The organism is Stenotrophomonas sp. Marseille-Q5258 (assembly GCF_946900935.1).
GTDB classification, from domain to species: Bacteria; Pseudomonadota; Gammaproteobacteria; order Xanthomonadales; family Xanthomonadaceae; genus Stenotrophomonas; species Stenotrophomonas nematodicola.
On the sequence record NZ_CAMPPN010000003.1, the window covers coordinates 26,929 to 43,479 of the forward strand.

Here is a 16,551-nt window from a genome sequence, read left to right on the forward strand (position 1 = left end):
GTACAATGGTCGGATGCCTCTGATTACTCTGCAAAACGTCGACTTCAGCGTCGGCGGCCCGCTGTTGCTGGAAAAAGCCGAACTGTCGATCGAGCCGGGCGAGCGTATTGCCCTGATCGGCCGCAACGGCGCCGGCAAATCGACCCTGCTCAAGCTGCTGTCCGGCGACCACAAGCCCGATGACGGCGAAATCCGCGTGCAGCAGGGGGTGCGCATCACCCGCCTGGAGCAGGAAGTGCCGCACGGCGCGGCCGGCAGCGTGTTCGACGTGGTCGCCGATGGCCTGGGTGAGCTGGGCCAGTGGCTGGCCGAGTTCCACCACCTCAGCCACGCCGACGAATTCGACGGCGATGCGCTGTCGGATGTGCAGGCAAAGATCGACGCGGCCAACGGCTGGGGCCTGGACCAGCGCGTCAGCGAAACCCTGACCAAGCTGGATCTGGATGGCGAGGCCGAGTTCGCGCGCCTGTCCGGTGGCATGAAGCGCCGCGTGCTGCTCGGCCGTGCGCTGGTGTCTTCGCCGGATCTGCTGCTGCTCGACGAACCGACCAACCACCTGGACATCGAAGCCATCGACTGGCTGGAAATGTTCCTCAAGAACTGGAATGGCAGCGTGGTGTTTGTCACCCACGACCGTCGCTTCCTGCGTGCACTGGCCACCCGCATCGTCGAGATCGACCGCGGCCAGGTCACCAGCTGGCCGGGCGACTGGGCCAATTACGAGCGCCGCCGCGAAGAACGCCTCAACGCGCAGGCGCAGGAAAACGCGCGCTTCGACAAGCTGCTGGCCCAGGAAGAAGTCTGGATCCGCCAGGGCATCAAGGCGCGACGGACCCGTGACGAAGGGCGCGTGCGCCGGCTCAAGGCGATGCGCAACGAACGCTCGCAGCGGCGTGAACTCGGCGGCAACGTCCGCATGGAAGCAGCGCAGGCGGAGAATTCCGGCAAGAAGGTCATCGACGTCAAGGACATCTCGTTCGCCTTTGGCGAGCGCACGATGGTCAAGGATTTCAGCACCGTTATCCTGCGTGGCGACCGGATCGGCCTGATCGGCCCCAACGGCAGCGGCAAGACCACGCTGCTCAAGCTGCTGCTGGGCGACCTGCAGCCGCAGAGCGGCGAAGTGCGCGCCGGCACCAACCTGCAGATCGCCTACTTCGACCAGTACCGCTCGGTGCTGCGTGAGGACTGGACCGCGATCGAGAACGTGGCCGAAGGCCAGGACTTCATCGAGGTCAACGGCAAGCGCAAACATGTGCACGCCTACCTCCAGGATTTCCTGTTCACCCCCGAACGCGCGCGTGCGCCGATCACCCGTCTGTCCGGTGGCGAGCGCAACCGCCTGCTGCTGGCCAAGCTGTTCGCGCAGCCGTCCAACCTGCTGGTGATGGACGAGCCGACCAACGACCTGGACGTGGAAACCCTGGAGCTGCTCGAAGAGCTGCTCGGCGACTATGCCGGCACGCTGCTGCTGGTCAGCCATGACCGTGACTTCCTCGACAACGTGGTGACGTCCACGATGGTGATGGAAGGCGACGGCGTGGTGGGCGAGTACGTCGGCGGCTACAGCGACTGGCAGCGCCAGGCCGCACGCATGGCCGCCGCCGCAGCGGCGGTCCCGGTGGCGGCAGCCAAGCCAGCCGTGACGGCCGCGGCCCCCGCCGAAGCGGCGGCGCCCAAGCGCAAGCTCAGCTACAAGGACGCGCGCGAGCTGGAACAGTTGCCGTTGAAGATCGAGGCCCTGGAGAAGGACGTCGAAGGTCTTACCGCCGTGATGAACGACCCGGCCTTCTACCAGCGCAGCGCCGCCGACATGGCCGCGCACACCCAGAAACTCGGCAAGGTCCAGGCCGAGCTGGATGCGGCGTACGCGCGGTGGGAAGAACTGGACGCATGACCGGACGCGCGCATCAGGCGTCCACACACGGCCCCGTAGAGCCGGGTTCTACCCGGCTTGCTTCAGGCGTGCACGACAACAGCAGCCCCGTAGAGCCGGGTTCTACCCGGCTTGCCTCAGGCGTGCACGACAACAGCAGCCGCGTAGAGCCGGGTTCTACCCGGCTTGCCTCAGGCGCTTTGCCCCCGAACGAAGAGCAGCCGGGTAGAACCCGGCTCTACGCTGTTGCTTCAGGCGCTTTGCCCCCCGAACGAGGAGCAGCCGGGTAGAACCCGGCTCTACGCTGTTGCGTCAGGCGAACGGTCGCGCCGCGCGGTCACTTCAACCCGTGCAGGTCCCGCAGCTGGCTGGGTCGCGAGCCGAAGTATGCCGCCAGGTCGGCGATGTCCTGGTCGCTGAGGTCGGCTGCCTGCGGGGTCATCAACGCGTGCTGGCGGTCGCCGGCGCGGTAGGCCTGCAGGGCATGGGCAAGGTAATCCCCGTACTGCCCACCCAGTTTCGGGTAGGTCGGGTCGATCGGCTGGTTGCCGTCGGCACCGTGGCAGTCGATGCAGCTCTGCTGGGTGGCCTTGCCCTTGACCTGGGCCCGCGCTTCGCCGGCGGCGATGCGACCGGCCGGCAGGCCGGCGGAGGAGCCCGATCCGTGTTCACCACTGGCATGGCCGGGATCGGCGGCGGAATCTGCACTGTTTTCCACCTGCGACTGCGAACAGGCAGCCAGCAGCAGGGCAACGGACAGGGCGATGGCGTAACGCTTGAACGGCGCGGCTTTCGTCATGAGCGTGCTTATTTGGCGGTGGACAGGTAAACAGCGAGATCGGCGATCTCCTGTTCGCTGAAACTCATGGACTGCGCCTGCATCGTCGGATGCCTGCGCTTGCCCTGGCGGTATTCGCTCAGCGCCTGGCTGAGGTACTGCTGGGTCTGGCCGCCGATCTTGGGTACCCGGTAGCTGGGATAGGCGTTCTTGTAGCCGGTGATGCCGTGGCACCCCTGGCAGGTGTAGGCGAGCACGCGGCCATTGTCGTAGCGGCCGGTGAGGGCGGCAGGCGTGGCCGGCGCGGCGGTCGGTGCGGGTGCGGCAGGTACGGCGGGTACGGCGGGAGCAGTAGCGGCCTGTGCGGCGGCCCCGAGGGGCAGGAGGACGGCCAGAAGACAAGCGGCGAGCGGCTGCGGGCGCATGATGTCCTTTCCGTTGTACGGGTCTGGTCGTTCCGGCGTGGGGTACGGAACTGGCCCGAGTATAGCCTGCGTTTTCATCTAGCTGAAACCGGGGTTCCCGAGGGGGCGGCCCAAGGTCACCATGACCTTTGGGATATGGTGTGATCGTGACGTGGTGCATTACTTTGCTACCACACCTGCCCACGCATCCCCCAGGGACACGACGATGTCGCGAATTACTCTTCTGCACGGCCGCACCGGAACCTGCGCCGCTGCCCTGCTGATCACCACTTCCCTGTTGCTGAGCGCCTGTGGCGCCGGCGGTGGTTCGACCGAGGCCCAGGCTGCCGAGAAGGACCCCAAGGCCGCCAAGGCGGTCGAGGCGGTTCCAGTGGAAGCGGTCGCCGCAACCCGTCGAGCGGTCGCTGCCAGCTATACCGGTACCGCGGCGCTCGAGCCGCGCGCCGAATCGCAGGTGGTCGCCAAAACGTCCGGCGTGGCGCTGGCGGTGCTGGTGGAAGAAGGGCAGCCGGTGCGCGCTGGCCAGCCGCTGGTGCGCCTGGATCCGGACCGCGCCCGCCTGGCCGTGGCCCAGAGCGAAGCGCAGATGCACAAACTGGAGAACAGCTACCAGCGCGCCCAGAAGCTGGTTGGCCAGCAGATGGTCAGCGCCGCCGACGTCGACCAGTTGCGGTTCGATCTGGAAAACGCCCGTGCGCAATACCGCCTGGCGGCGCTCGAGCTGTCCTACACGACGGTGGTGGCGCCGATCTCCGGGGTGATCGCCTCGCGCTCGATCAAGACCGGCAATTTCGTCCAGATCAATACGCCGATCTTCCGCATCGTCGACAACTCGCGCCTGGAGGCCACGCTCAACGTGCCTGAGCGCGAGCTGGCAACCCTGCGCCCCGGCCAGCCGGTGACGCTGGTGGCCGACGCGCTGCCCGGCAAATCCTTCCCCGGCACCGTTGACCGCATTGCGCCGGTGGTGGATTCCGGCAGCGGCACCTTCCGCGTGGTCAGCGGCTTCGGCGAAGACGCGGCGGGATTGCAGCCGGGCATGTTCGGCCGCATCCGCATCGACTACGACCAGCGCACCGATGCACTGGTGATTCCGCGCCTGGCGCTGCTTGACGACGGCGAGCCGGCGGTGTTCCGCGTGCAGGCCGGCAAGGTCACGCGTGTACCGGTCACGCTGGGCTATGCCGAAGGCCCGTGGGTGGAAATCCGCGCGGGGCTGGAGGCGGGCGACCAGGTGGTCACTGCGGGCAAGGTGGCGCTGCGCGACGGCACTGCCGTGCAGGTGATCGGTACCAAGGCGGCAACGGTGGCCAAGGCGGCACCTGCCGCCAAGGCGGAGAACCGTCAATGACGTCGGCCGGCAACGACCACGGCAACGACCCGCACGCGGGCGATCGCCCGGGTGCCCACGGCGGCGGCCTGGTGGAGTTCGCCACCCGCCGCCGCGTCACCATCGCGATGTTCACCGTCACGCTGCTGCTGTTCGGCTTCATCGCGCTGGGCAATCTCAAGGTCAACCTGCTGCCCGACCTGAGCTATCCCACACTGACCGTGCGCACCGAATACACCGGTGCGGCACCGGCGGAAATCGAAACGCTGATCACCGAGCCGGTGGAAGAAGCCGTCGGCGTGGTCAAGAGCCTGCGCAAGCTCAAGTCGGTCTCGCGTACCGGCCAGAGCGATGTGGTGCTGGAGTTCGCCTGGGGCACCAACATGGACCAGGCCAGCCTGGAGGTGCGCGACAAGATGGAGGCGCTGAACCTGCCACTGGAAGCGAAAGCACCGGTGCTGCTGCGCTTCAATCCCTCCACCGCGCCGATCATGCGCCTGGTGATTGCGGCCAAGAGCGATCCGGCCACCGATGCCGACGCGATGCGCCAGCTCACCGAGCTGCGACGCTACGCTGATGAAGACCTGAAGAAGAAGCTGGAACCGGTCACCGGCGTGGCGGCGGTGAAGGTAGGCGGTGGCCTGGAGGACGAGATCCAGGTCGACATCGACCAGCAGAAGCTGGCCCAGCTCAACCTGCCCATCGACAACGTCATCAAGCGCCTCAAAGAAGAGAACATCAACATCTCCGGCGGGCGCCTGGAAGAGGGCTCGCAGCGCTATCTGGTGCGCACCGTCAACCAGTTCGCCGACCTGGAGGACATCCGCAACCTGCTGGTGACCACCCAGAGCAGCAACGGCAACGCCGCCGACGCGGCCATGCAGCAGATGTTCGCCATCGCGGCGTCGACCGGCTCGGACGCGGCCATCGCCGCCGCCTCCGCCGCGCAGAGCGCATCCAGTTCCAGCTCCACCAACATCGCCAACGGCGTGCCGGTGCGCCTGAAGGACGTCGCGAGCGTTCGCCAGGGCTTCAAGGAACGCGAGGCGATCATCCGCCTGGGCGGTCGCGAGGCGGTGGAGCTGGCGATCTACAAGGAAGGTGACGCCAATACCGTGGCCACTGCCGAAGCGCTGCGCAAGCGCCTGGAGCAGATCAAGGACCAGATTCCCGGCGACGCACAGCTGACCGTCATCGAGGACCAGTCGCGCTTCATCGAGCATGCGATCAGCGACGTCAAGAAGGACGCGGTGATCGGCGGCATCCTGGCCATCCTGATCATCTTCATGTTCCTGCGCGATGGCTGGAGCACGTTCGTGATCAGCCTGTCGTTGCCGGTGTCGATCATCACGACGTTCTTCTTCATGGGCCAGTTGGGCCTGAGCCTGAACGTCATGTCACTCGGCGGCTTGGCGCTGGCAACGGGCCTGGTGGTGGACGATTCCATCGTGGTGCTGGAGAGCATCGCCAAGGCGCGCGAGCGTGGCCTGGGCATCCTCGAGGCGGCCATTGCCGGCACCCGCGAAGTGAGCATGGCGGTGGTGGCCTCGACCCTGACCACCATTGCGGTATTCCTGCCGCTGGTGTTCGTCGACGGGATCGCCGGCCAGCTGTTCCGCGATCAAGCGCTGACCGTGGCGATCGCCATCGCGATCTCGCTGCTGGTGTCGATGACCCTGATTCCGATGTTGAGCTCGCTCAAGGGGCGTCCGCCGCTGGCCTTCCCGGCCGAGCCGGCGCACGCCACGTGGCAGCCGGAGAGTCGCTGGCTGAAGCCGGTGGCAGGCGGCCGTCGCGGTATCGGCACGCTGGCGCGCTGGAGCTTCTTCGGCGTGGCGTGGGCCGTGGTCCGCGTCTGGCGCCTGCTGGTCGCCGTGATCGGCCCGGTGATGCGCAAGGCCAGCGATGTGGCGATGAAGCCCTACGCCGGCGCCGAGCGCGGCTATCTGCGGTTGCTGCCCAACGCCCTGCAGCATCCGGGCAAGGTGCTCGGCCTGGCCGCGATCGCCTTCCTGGCGACCCTCGCGCTGGTGCCGATGCTCGGTGCCGACCTGATCCCGCAACTGGCCCAGGACCGCTTCGAGATGACCGCCAAGCTGCCGGCCGGCACGCCGCTCAAACAGACCGATGCGCTGGTCCGCGAGGTACAGCTGGCACACGCCGGGGATGACAGCATCGCGTCGCTGTACGGCGTCAGCGGCAGCGGTACGCGCCTGGATGCCAGCCCGACCGAGAGCGGCGAAAACATCGGCAAGCTGACCGTGGTGATGGCGGGGGGAGGCGATGCGCGTACTGAAGCGGCGATCACCGAACGCCTGCGCGACACCATGAAGCAGCACCCCGGCGTGCAGGTCGATTTCGCGCGTCCCGCACTGTTCAGCTTCTCCACGCCGCTGGAAGTGGAGCTGCGCGGCCAGGACATGGCCACGCTGGAGCGTGCCGGCCAGGCACTGGCGGCAATGCTGCGCAACAACCCGCACTACGCCGACGTGAAGTCCACGGTCGAGGAAGGGTTCCCGGAAATCCAGATCCGCTTCGACCAGGAACGCGCCGGCGCACTGGGCTTGACCACGCGCCAGATCGCCGACGTGGTGGTCAAGAAAGTGCGTGGCGACGTTGCCACCCGCTACAGTTTCCGCGACCGCAAGATCGATGTACTGGTCCGCGCGCAGGAAGGCGACCGCGCCAGCGTGGACAGCATCCGTCGCCTGATTGTCAACCCGGGCAGCAGCCGCCCGGTCACGCTGGACGCGGTGGCCGAGGTGGTCGCCACCAACGGTCCCAGCGAGATCCATCGCGCCGATCAGACCCGCGTGGCGGTGGTGTCGGCCAATCTGCGCGACATCGACCTCGGCGGTGCGGTGCGTGAAGTACAGGCAATGGTCGCCGCGCAGCCGGTCGGTGCCGGTGTGGGCATGCACATCGGCGGGCAGGGCGAAGAGCTGGCCAATTCCGCGCGCTCGCTGATCTTCGCCTTCGGCCTGGCCATCTTCCTGGTCTACCTGGTGATGGCCTCGCAGTTCGAATCGCTGCTGCATCCGTTTGTCATCCTGTTCACCATCCCGCTGGCGCTGGTCGGTGCGATCCTGGCACTGATGCTCACCGGCAAGCCGATCTCGGTGGTGGTGTTCATTGGTCTCATCCTGCTGGTGGGTCTGGTGACCAAGAACGCGATCATCCTGATCGACAAGGTCAACCAGCTGCGCGAAGCCGGCGTGCCCAAGCAGGAGGCCCTGGTCGAGGGCGCCCGTTCGCGCCTGCGCCCGATCATCATGACCACCCTGTGCACGTTGTTCGGCTTCCTGCCGCTGGCCGTGGCGATGGGCGAGGGTGCCGAGGTGCGCGCACCGATGGCCATCACCGTGATCGGCGGCCTGCTGGTGTCCACCCTGCTGACTCTGGTGGTGATTCCGGTCGTATACGACCTGCTCGACCGTCGCGGCGATGCCTACTACCGCGAACGCGGCCGCCACCTCACGCGGGCACCGCGCGGCCATGCCGCCGGCAGCGCACAGGAGCCGGCATGAGCGTCGCCGAGTTCTCCATCCGTCGTCCCATCACCACCATCATGTGTTTCGTGTCGTTGGCGGTGGTGGGGCTGATCGCCTCGTTCCGGTTGCCGCTGGAGGCACTGCCGGACATCTCCGCCCCGTTCCTGTTCGTCCAGGTGCCTTACACCGGTTCCACCCCGGAAGAGGTGGAGCGCAACATCATCCGCCCGACCGAAGAAGCGCTGGCGACGATGACCGGAATCAAGCGCATGCGCTCCTCGGCCACCTCCGAGGGCGCGAGCATCTTCATCGAGTTCACCGACTGGGATCGCGACATCGCCATCGCGGCCTCCGATGCGCGCGAGCGGATCGACGCGATCCGCACCGACCTGCCGGACGACCTGCAACGCTACAACGTGTTCAAGTGGTCCAGCAGCGACGACCCGGTGTTGAAGGTGCGCCTGGCCAGTACCTCGGACCTGACCGGCGCGTACGACATGCTCGACCGCGAGTTCAAGCGGCGTCTGGAACGCATTCCCGGCGTCGCCCGCGTCAATATTTCCGGCGCGCCCCCCAATGAAGTCGAGATCGCGATCAGTCCCGACCGTCTGACCGCGCACAACCTGAGCATCAACGACCTCAGCGACCGCCTGCGCACGCTGAACTTCTCGATCTCGGCCGGGCAGATCGACGACAACGGCCAGCGCGTGCGCATCCAACCGGTCGGCGAGATCACCGACCTGCAGGAACTGCGCGATCTGGTGATCGACACCAAGGGCCTGCGCCTGGGTGACATCGCCGAGGTACGCCTGAAGCCGACACGGATGAACTTTGGCCGACGACTGGATGGCAATCCCGCCATCGGCCTGGATATCTACAAGGAGCGCAGCGCCAACCTGGTGGAAGTGTCGCGTGCGGCGTTGGCCGAAGTGGAAGCGATCCGCAGCCAGTCATCGATGCGCGATGTGCAGGTCAAGGTGATCGACAACCAGGGCAAGATGGTCACCTCCTCGCTGCTGGAGCTGGCCGAGGCCGGTGCGGTGGGCCTGCTGCTGTCGGTGACGGTGCTGTTCTTCTTCCTGCGCCACTGGCCCTCCACGCTGATGGTCACCCTGGCCATTCCGATCTGTTTCGTGATCACCCTGGGCTTCATGTACTTCGCGGGGGTCACCCTCAACATCCTCACCATGATGGGACTGCTGCTGGCAGTGGGCATGCTGGTGGACAATGCCGTGGTCGTGGTGGAAAGCATCTACCAGGAACGCGAGCGCATGCCCGACCAGCCGGTGCTTGCCTCGATCATCGGCACCCGCAACGTGGCCATCGCGCTGAGCGCCGGCACCTTGTGCCACTGCATCGTGTTCGTGCCGAACCTGTTCGGCGAAACCAACAACATCAGCATCTTCATGGCGCAGATCGCGATCACCATCTCGGTGTCGCTGCTGGCCTCGTGGCTGGTCGCCGTCAGCCTGATCCCGATGCTGTCGGCGCGCATGAAGACGCCCAAGCTGGTGCATTCGGAGACCGGCGTGATCGCACGCCTGCAGCGACGCTATGCGCGCATCCTGCAGTGGACGCTGGAGCACCGCGGCTGGAGCGTGTTCGGCATCTTCCTGGTGGTGCTGATCAGCCTGGTGCCGATGAAACTCACCAAGATCGACATGTTCGGCGGCGAAGGCGGCAAGGACATCTTCATCGGGTACAACTGGAAGGGCGCCTACACCTACGTCCAGATGTCCGAGGAAGTGGCGCGGGTGGAGCGCTACCTCGACGAGAACCGCGAGAAGCTCTACATCACCCAGGTGTACTCCTGGTACAGCGAGCAGGAAGGCAGCAGCACCACGGTGACCTTCGATACCGAACATGCCGACAACCTGCCTGCGGTGCAGGAACTGCTGCGCAAGGGCCTGCCGCGTTCAGCGCGTGCGGATTACGTCGTCGGCAACCAGGGCGGCGATGGCGGCGGTGGCGGCAATCAGTCGGTGCAGGTGCAGCTGGTGGGTGATTCGACCAAGATGCTCCAGGAGATCGGCGAGGAAGTGCTGCCCCTGCTGGCCCAGCGCACAGAGCTGCGCGATGTGCGCATCGACAACGGCGAAAAGGGCAGCGAACTGGCCATCCATGTTGACCGCGAGCGTGCGGCCGCCTTCGGCTTCAATGCCGAGCAGGTGGCGAGCTTTGTCGGCTTGGCGCTGCGCGGCGCCCCCATGCGCGAGTTCCGTCGCGGCGATACCGAAGTGCCGGTGTGGGTGCGCTTTGCCGGTGCCGAGCAGAGCAGTCCCGAAGACCTGGCCAGCTTCACTGTTCGTACCGGTGACGGCCGCTCGGTGCCGCTGCTGAGCCTGGTCGATGTGACGGTCAAGCCGACCGCGACCCAGATCGGCCGCACCAACCGCCAGACCACGCTGACCATCAAGGCGAACCTTGCCGAGAAGGTCACGGTGCCCGAAGGGCGCAAGGCGATGGAGGAGGTGCTCAAGCCCATGAGCTTCCCGGCCGGCTACACCTTCACCTTCGATGGCGGCGACTACGGTGATGACAACGAGGCGATGCAGCAGATGATGTTCAACCTGCTGATCGCACTGGTGATGATCTACGTGGTGATGGCGGCGGTGTTCGAGTCGCTGCTGTTCCCGGCGGCGATCATGAGCGGCGTGCTGTTCTCGATCTTCGGTGTGTTCTGGCTGTTCTGGTTGACCGGCACCTCGTTCGGAATCATGTCCTTCATCGGCATCCTGGTTCTGATGGGCGTGGTGGTGAACAACGGCATTGTGATGATCGAACACATCAACAACCTGCGCCGGCGCGGGGCAGGGCGCACGCTGGCGCTGGTGGAGGGCTCGCGTGAGCGCCTGCGACCGATCATGATGACGATGGGTACGGCGATTCTGGCCATGATTCCGATCTCGCTGACCGACACGCAGCTGCTCGGCAACGGCCCGCCGTACTACCCGATGGCACGTGCCATTGCCGGTGGACTGGCGTTCTCCACGGTGGTCAGCCTGCTGTTCCTGCCGACCATCTACGCGATCCTGGACGACCTGAGCAGCGCGGTTGCAGGCCTCGTGCGGCGGGCGAGGGGATTGCCGCCGAAGGGCAGCGATGCGGTGATCGAAGCGGCGTGATGCCACGGGGTGCCGGCCGTTGGCCGGCCCCCCGAAAAAAAACGGCAGCCGACCAACGCTCGGCTCTACCTCGCGGTGGCGGTCAGCCGCCGACCTTGTGCCACACCTGGAACCCGGTCAGCCACAGGCCCAGCATGCTGCCGATGTTGGTCAGCATGAAGGTGAGCACCACCCGGGTAACGCGGTTGCGGTACCAGCCCTTGAGGCTCTGGGCGTCATCGCGGAGCTTGAGGAAGTCCTCATACGCCGGCTTGCGCAGGCGCGCTTCCACCAGGGCCGAGAACGCGCCGGTGGGGATGCTCAGGCGGAACGGCTTGAACGGAGCAACCACGATCGCCGTCAGAATGCTCAACGGATGGCTCCCCGCCAACAGACAGCCCAGGCCGGCCAGGCCGCCGGTGTACATCGCCCACGTCGCGAGCAGCTCGGTACCCACGCCCAAGCCGCCCCGGTAGAAGCCAACGGCGATGCCGGTCAGCACGATCGCCAGGATGGTCAGGGTGATCCAGGGGATGTTGCGCTTCTTCGGCACCTCTTCCAGCGAGGCACGCAGCGGGCCCGGCGCATCGGTATCGTTTTCCAGGTACCGCGCCAGTCCGGCCAGGTGACCGGCACCGACAACGGCCAGCACGTTGCGCTGCTCTGGATCGTGGGTCTCGCGCAGGCGGGTGGCCATGTAGCGGTCACGCTCGCCGATGATGGTTTCGTACAGCGCCGGGCTTTCGCTGGCGAACTCGCCGAAGCTGGCTTCGAGCATGTCGCCCTGCTTGAGCTTTTCGATCTCGTCCTCGCCCACGTCCTCGGAGGCGAACAGGCCGGCCCCCAGGCCCATAACGAGCTTGATCTTGCCGAAGAAACCCAGCCGCTGCGAGGCGCGCTTGAAGGTCAGGCCGACCTCGCGGTCGATCAGGTGCACCGGCAGGTGCCGCTCGTTCGCCAGGGCGACCGCCCGCTTGAGCTCCGCGCCCGGTTCGATGCCCAGCTGCTCCGCCAGGCGTCGCTGGTAGGCGGCCAGGGCCAGGTTGGCCGCGAACAGCGCCACACGCCCCTTGCGGATCACCTCGACCAGATCCAGCTTGGCCAGCGCATCGGGGTTGGTCAGCGCCTGCAGGCGCTGCGCGTCCAGCTCCACGGCCACCGCATCGAAGCGGCCGCTGCCGATCGCGCGCTCGACCGCGTCCACACTGGCCTGGGAGACGTGCGCGGTGCCGAGCAGGGTATAGCGCACGCCGTCGCGTTCGACCACGCGCACGGGTTGGCCGGCGAACAGTGTGTCGCCGGTGTCGTCGATCTGGGTATCAGTCATCGCATCATTCATTCGAAGGGGCGCTGTCGGCACCATCGCCGAGCGCGCGTTGCATCTGGACGGTGTCCAGCCAGCGGCCATGCTTGCGGCCGAGGCCGCGGAAAACGCCGACGGTGTGGAAGCCGAAGCGTTCGTGCAGTTTGATCGAGGCGGTGTTCGACGGCTCGCCGATCACCGCCACCATCTGGCGATAGCCGCGCGCCACGCACGCGTCGATCAGACCCTGCATGAGGGCCGTGCCGACCCCGTGTCCCTGGAACGCGGCATCCACGTAGACCGAATTCTCCACGGTCCACTGGTAGGCGATGCGGCCGCGGTAGGTGTTGGCATACGCGTAGCCGGCAACCCGGCCATCGACCTCTGCAACGAGGTACGGGAAGCCGCGCGACACGATGTCATGCATGCGTCGCTGCATCTCCGCCATGTCCGGTACGTCGTACTCGTAGGTATTGACGAAGTCGGTCACTTCCACCGCGTAGATGGCGGTGATGGCCGGGATATCGGCATCGTTGGCGTCGCGCAGCAGCACGGTCACGGTCACGGGTCAGAGGCCTGGGCGGTCAGTCGATGTAACGCTTGAGCAGGTCGCCGTAGGCGTCGATGCGGCGGTCACGCAGGAACGGCCAGATCCGACGGACATGCTCGCTGCGCTGCAGGTCCACGTCGCAGATCAGCACGGTCGGGTCGGTGCCGGCCTCGGCGATGAACTCGCCCTGCGGGCCGAGCACATGGCTGTTGCCCCAGAACCGGATGCCCGAGGCGCCCAGCGGCGAGGCCTCGTGGCCGACGCGGTTGCAGCTCAGCACCGGCACGCCGTTGGCGACGGCATGGCCGCGGTGGCTCAGCACCCACGCGTCACGCTGGCGGGTCTGTTCGTCCTGCTGGTCATCCGGGTCCCAGCCGATCGCGGTGGGGTAGAGCAGCAGCTCGGCGCCGGCCAGCGCCATCAGGCGCGCCGCCTCCGGATACCACTGGTCCCAGCACACGAGCACGCCCAGGCGGCCCACCGAGGTGTCGATCGGCTTGAAGCCGATGTCGCCGGGGGTGAAGTAGAACTTTTCGTAGAAACCCGGATCGTCCGGGATGTGCATCTTGCGGTACTTGCCCAGCAGCGTGCCGTCCTTTTCGAAGACGACGGCCGTGTTGTGATAGAGGCCGGCGGCGCGGCGCTCGAACAGCGAACCGACGATGACGACGCCATGCTTTTTCGCCAATGCGCCCAGACGTTCGGTGCTGGGGCCGGGGATGGGTTCGGCCAGGTCGAATTCATCGACCGATTCGTGCTGGCAGAAGTACGCGCCGTTGTGCAGTTCCTGCAGCAGGATCAGCTTGGCACCCTGGGCAGCCGCTTCAGCCACGCGCGTCTCGATCACGGCCAGATTGGCGGCCGCGTCACCGTGGTTGCGCTCCTGGATCAGGGCGACGGAAAGGGTGTGGCGTGAGCTCATCCGGGGCGGGTCCTGCAGGGGGAAAACCGCAGTTTATCGCGGATGGGTGCACGCGGCGTGCTGGGCGCTAAATGCGCGGCGATGGCATGGTGCCAGCCCGGCGAGCGCGCGGACCCCCGTGCGTTGCCGAAAACAAAAAGCGCCGGGCAAAAGCCCGGCGCCAGGTGGTGCGTCGACCAGGGAGTGGCGTTACGCCAGCAACCCTTCCGGCAACTGCATGGTGATGCAATGCAGGCTGCCGTTCTGCCAGATCAGCGAGCGGCAGGGGACCTGCACGATCTCGTGGTTCGGGTAGGCCTGGGCCAGGACGTCGCGTGCGGCGTTGTCGGCCACGTCGCCGTAGGCCGGCATCAGCACCGCCCCATTGAGGATCAGGTAGTTTGCGTAGGATGCCGCCAGCCGGCGGCCCTCGTCGATCACCGGGCGGGCCCACGGCAGCGGGAACAGGCGGTACGGCGCGCCGTCGGCGGTGCGCAGCGCGGCCAGTTCGTCGCCCATCGCCTGGAGTTCGGCGAAGTGCGAGTCGCTGCTGTCGTCGCAGGCCTGGTAGACGATGCTGTCCACCGAGGCGAAGCGGGCCAGGGTGTCGATATGGGCGTCGGTGTCGTCGCCCTCCAGATAGCCGTGGTCCAGCCACAGCACCCGGTCCTGCGCCAGCCAGGTTGCCAGATCGGCGCTGAGCGAGGCGCGGTCGCGGTCCGGATGGCGTTCGTGCAGGCACTGCCAGGTGGTCAGCAGCGTGCCGGCGCCATCGGTTTCGATGCCACCGCCTTCCAGCGCGAACGGAATGCTCTGCAGTTCCGCATTGGCGAACAGCCCGGCGCCATGCAGCACGCCCACCAGCTGATCGTCCAGGCTGGCGTCGAACTTGCCGCCCCAGCCGGTGAAGCGGAAGTCGAGCAGGCGGAAACCGCCATCGGCACGCGTGAGCGTGATCGGGCCGGAATCGCGCAGCCAGGTGTCGTCGTACTGCGCGGTGACGAACCGGACGCGGTCCATGTCGATGCGGTTGGAGCGCAGGCGCGCGTCGGCGTAGGCCTCCAGGTCATCGTCGGCAACGATGATCACCACCGGCTGGAAACGGGTGATGGCTGCCACCAGGGCGATGTAGGTGTCCTCGACGTCGCCCAGGCGGTCGGCCCAGTCGGTTTCGGCGTGGGGCCAGGCAATCAGGATGGCGGACTGGGGTTCCCATTCGGCCGGAAAGCGGAGCGTGTCGTTCATGATCTCGGTGCGATGGCCCGCCGGGCGGCGGGCAGTGGGAGGGTCAGCGGATCGGCGGTTTGGGCCCGATCTCATTGGCGTCGGCCTGGTTGGCAACCACATCGATCACCTTCTGCTTCTCGAAGTAGACGGTGAACTGCGGGTACACCCAGCGGTGGATGGTCGGCCACTGGCGCTTCTGCCCGCCGCGCGGTTCCAGGCGTTCACCCGGATCGCCGAACTGCGACTGGACCTGCTGCATGCTCTGGCCGCGCACGGGCAGGGCCACGGCGGGCTTCTCGCGGCTGCGGTCGATCAGCAGGGTGTCGGCATGCACGCTGGAACAGGCCAGCAGGGCCAGCAGCGGCAGGGTGGTCAGGTAACGTTTCATCTCGATCTACTCCCCAGTGGTCAAGAAAAAAGAAGGTGTCGCGGCCAGCGGCCGCGCCCCACCCGCCGATTACAGCAAAAACGGCAACAAAAAACCGCCCGGAGGCGGCTTTTTGTTCAGGCAGGTCGCGACCCGTGCGGGTGCGACTTCCTTCGGCTCAGCGCTGGCGAGCCTTGAAACGCGGGTTCGACTTGCAGATCACGAAGATCTTGCCACGGCGGCGAACGACCTTGCAGTCACGGTGACGGGACTTGGCCGACTTCAGGGAAGACAGGACTTTCATTGCATACCTCGGCGTAAACGTTGGATTCGGTTGGAGCGCGGCCGCGATATGCAGATGACAATCGGCAGGTGACGCTCGTTCAAGCCCGCCATTCTACCGGTCTTTTTTCCATCCTTTCAAGTGGTTGCACGAAAAAGGTCTCGGGCGGGGCCGGGCAGGGGCTAGAATGGCCCGTCAAAATCACCGGGAAACCCATGAACCAGCTTCCTTCCGTGCTCACCATCGACGGCCCGTCCGGGGCCGGCAAGGGGACCGTCAGCCGCATTGTCGCACGCCGGCTGGGCTGGCATTACCTCGATTCGGGCGCCCTGTACCGCGCCGTGGGCGTGGCGGCCAGCTGGGCCGATATCGACACATCCGACGCCTCGGCGCTGGTCCGGTGCACGTTCGATACCCATGTCCGTTTCATCGAATCGGCCGATGGCGGGCTGCGCGTGCTGGTCAACGATACCGATGCCACCGACGAGCTGCGCCTGGAGACCACCGGCGCCCTGGCGTCGGCCATTGCGGCCATTCCGGAGGTCCGGGCCGCCCTGAAGGAGCGCCAGCGCGCATTCAGGATCGAGCCGGGTCTGGTTGCCGACGGTCGCGACATGGGCACGGTCATCTTCCCGGATGCCCCATTCAAGGTCTTTTTGACCGCCAGCGCCGAGGAGCGGGCGGAGCGGCGGCATAAGCAGTTGAAAGACAAGGGGGTTTCTGTTAACTTTGAAGACCTCCTGCGCGAGATCATGGCCCGCGACGCCCGTGATGCACAGCGCACAGTGGCGCCCCTGAAGCCGGCAGACGATGCCGTCATCATCGACACCAGTGGTATCGGCATCGACGCCGTCGTTGCCAAGGTACTGGATCTGCTTCCGGTTTCGGGTGCCTGATCCTTTGTAAGGAGGGTCGT

13 protein-coding genes are annotated in these 16,551 nt (G+C 66.4%); 5 read left to right on the plus strand and 8 right to left on the minus strand.

Translation table 11 applies throughout. The features are described from left to right. Positions 1-13 precede the first annotated feature (13 nt). A complete protein-coding gene (locus OC534_RS02415) occupies positions 14-1,897 on the plus strand; it encodes an ATP-binding cassette domain-containing protein (protein ID WP_262071310.1) in 1,884 nt (627 codons plus the stop codon). A 316-nt stretch (positions 1,898-2,213) separates the two neighbouring features. Here OC534_RS02415 and OC534_RS02420 read toward each other — a convergent pair whose 3' ends face one another. Together OC534_RS02420 and OC534_RS02425 are read right to left on the minus strand one after the other, a co-directional pair. Next, positions 2,214-2,675, minus strand: a complete 462-nt coding sequence (locus OC534_RS02420) for a cytochrome c (protein WP_017355583.1) — start codon at positions 2,673-2,675, stop codon at positions 2,214-2,216. 8 nt (positions 2,676-2,683) lie between these two features. After that, positions 2,684-3,079: a c-type cytochrome gene (locus tag OC534_RS02425; RefSeq protein WP_026070702.1), complete on the minus strand. Its 396-nt coding sequence runs from the start codon at positions 3,077-3,079 to the stop codon at positions 2,684-2,686. Positions 3,080-3,284: 205 nt separating this feature from the next. Between OC534_RS02425 and OC534_RS02430 the strand changes: the two genes are divergently transcribed. The 3 genes from OC534_RS02430 to OC534_RS02440 are packed head-to-tail and all read left to right on the plus strand — an operon-like array spanning position 3,285 to position 11,025. After that, positions 3,285-4,430 carry a MexH family multidrug efflux RND transporter periplasmic adaptor subunit gene (locus OC534_RS02430; RefSeq protein WP_017355585.1) on the plus strand — a complete coding sequence of 382 codons (1,146 nt, stop codon included), beginning with the start codon at positions 3,285-3,287 and terminating at the stop codon, positions 4,428-4,430. Then, complete coding sequence (locus OC534_RS02435; RefSeq protein WP_262071311.1) at positions 4,427-7,936, plus strand: efflux RND transporter permease subunit; 3,510 nt, start codon at positions 4,427-4,429, stop codon at positions 7,934-7,936. The genes OC534_RS02430 and OC534_RS02435 overlap by 4 nt, the downstream gene beginning before the upstream one ends. Further along, on the plus strand, positions 7,933-11,025 hold the full coding sequence (locus OC534_RS02440) for an efflux RND transporter permease subunit (protein WP_262071312.1): 3,093 nt from the start codon (positions 7,933-7,935) through the stop codon (positions 11,023-11,025). Before OC534_RS02435 ends, OC534_RS02440 begins: the two co-directional genes overlap by 4 nt. Positions 11,026-11,107: 82 nt before the next feature. Here OC534_RS02440 and OC534_RS02445 read toward each other — a convergent pair whose 3' ends face one another. The 6 genes from OC534_RS02445 to ykgO all read right to left on the minus strand — a co-directional run bounded on the left by OC534_RS02445 (position 11,108) and on the right by ykgO (position 15,656). Further along, a complete protein-coding gene (locus OC534_RS02445; protein WP_136003809.1) occupies positions 11,108-12,343 on the minus strand; it encodes a TraB/GumN family protein in 1,236 nt (411 codons plus the stop codon). Then, positions 12,336-12,866, minus strand: a complete 531-nt coding sequence (locus tag OC534_RS02450; RefSeq protein WP_026070704.1) for a GNAT family N-acetyltransferase — start codon at positions 12,864-12,866, stop codon at positions 12,336-12,338. The genes OC534_RS02445 and OC534_RS02450 overlap by 8 nt, the downstream gene beginning before the upstream one ends. A 25-nt stretch (positions 12,867-12,891) precedes the next feature. After that, positions 12,892-13,779, minus strand: a complete 888-nt coding sequence (locus OC534_RS02455) for a carbon-nitrogen hydrolase (protein WP_017355590.1) — start codon at positions 13,777-13,779, stop codon at positions 12,892-12,894. 189 nt (positions 13,780-13,968) lie between these two features. Next, a complete protein-coding gene (locus OC534_RS02460; RefSeq protein WP_017355591.1) occupies positions 13,969-15,003 on the minus strand; it encodes an agmatine deiminase family protein in 1,035 nt (344 codons plus the stop codon). A gap of 43 nt (positions 15,004-15,046) precedes the next feature. Then, on the minus strand, positions 15,047-15,373 hold the full coding sequence (locus OC534_RS02465; protein WP_017355592.1) for a hypothetical protein: 327 nt from the start codon (positions 15,371-15,373) through the stop codon (positions 15,047-15,049). A gap of 157 nt (positions 15,374-15,530) precedes the next feature. Further along, positions 15,531-15,656, minus strand: a complete 126-nt coding sequence (gene ykgO, locus OC534_RS02470; protein WP_017355593.1) for a type B 50S ribosomal protein L36 — start codon at positions 15,654-15,656, stop codon at positions 15,531-15,533. A 194-nt stretch (positions 15,657-15,850) separates the two neighbouring features. Between ykgO and cmk the strand changes: the two genes are divergently transcribed. Next, positions 15,851-16,531: a (d)CMP kinase gene (gene cmk / locus OC534_RS02475; RefSeq protein WP_262071313.1), complete on the plus strand. Its 681-nt coding sequence runs from the start codon at positions 15,851-15,853 to the stop codon at positions 16,529-16,531. The last annotated feature ends 20 nt before the right edge of the window (positions 16,532-16,551 follow it).

Excerpts from the sequence above, each read along its gene's own strand:
- OC534_RS02425 (WP_026070702.1), bottom strand. The coding sequence starts at position 3,079 with ATGCGCCCGCAGCCGCTCGCCGCTTGTCTTCTGGCCGTCCTCCTGCCC.
- OC534_RS02455 (WP_017355590.1), bottom strand. The coding sequence starts at position 13,779 with ATGAGCTCACGCCACACCCTTTCCGTCGCCCTGATCCAGGAGCGCAAC.
- OC534_RS02435 (WP_262071311.1), top strand. The coding sequence starts at position 4,427 with ATGACGTCGGCCGGCAACGACCACGGCAACGACCCGCACGCGGGCGAT.
- OC534_RS02430 (WP_017355585.1), top strand. The coding sequence starts at position 3,285 with ATGTCGCGAATTACTCTTCTGCACGGCCGCACCGGAACCTGCGCCGCT.
- OC534_RS02465 (WP_017355592.1), bottom strand. The coding sequence starts at position 15,373 with ATGAAACGTTACCTGACCACCCTGCCGCTGCTGGCCCTGCTGGCCTGT.
- OC534_RS02420 (WP_017355583.1), bottom strand. The coding sequence starts at position 2,675 with ATGACGAAAGCCGCGCCGTTCAAGCGTTACGCCATCGCCCTGTCCGTT.
- OC534_RS02460 (WP_017355591.1), bottom strand. The coding sequence starts at position 15,003 with ATGAACGACACGCTCCGCTTTCCGGCCGAATGGGAACCCCAGTCCGCC.
- OC534_RS02440 (WP_262071312.1), top strand. The coding sequence starts at position 7,933 with ATGAGCGTCGCCGAGTTCTCCATCCGTCGTCCCATCACCACCATCATG.
- OC534_RS02445 (WP_136003809.1), bottom strand. The coding sequence starts at position 12,343 with ATGAATGATGCGATGACTGATACCCAGATCGACGACACCGGCGACACA.
- OC534_RS02415 (WP_262071310.1), top strand. The coding sequence starts at position 14 with ATGCCTCTGATTACTCTGCAAAACGTCGACTTCAGCGTCGGCGGCCCG.
- cmk (WP_262071313.1), top strand. The coding sequence starts at position 15,851 with ATGAACCAGCTTCCTTCCGTGCTCACCATCGACGGCCCGTCCGGGGCC.
- ykgO (WP_017355593.1), bottom strand. The coding sequence starts at position 15,656 with ATGAAAGTCCTGTCTTCCCTGAAGTCGGCCAAGTCCCGTCACCGTGAC.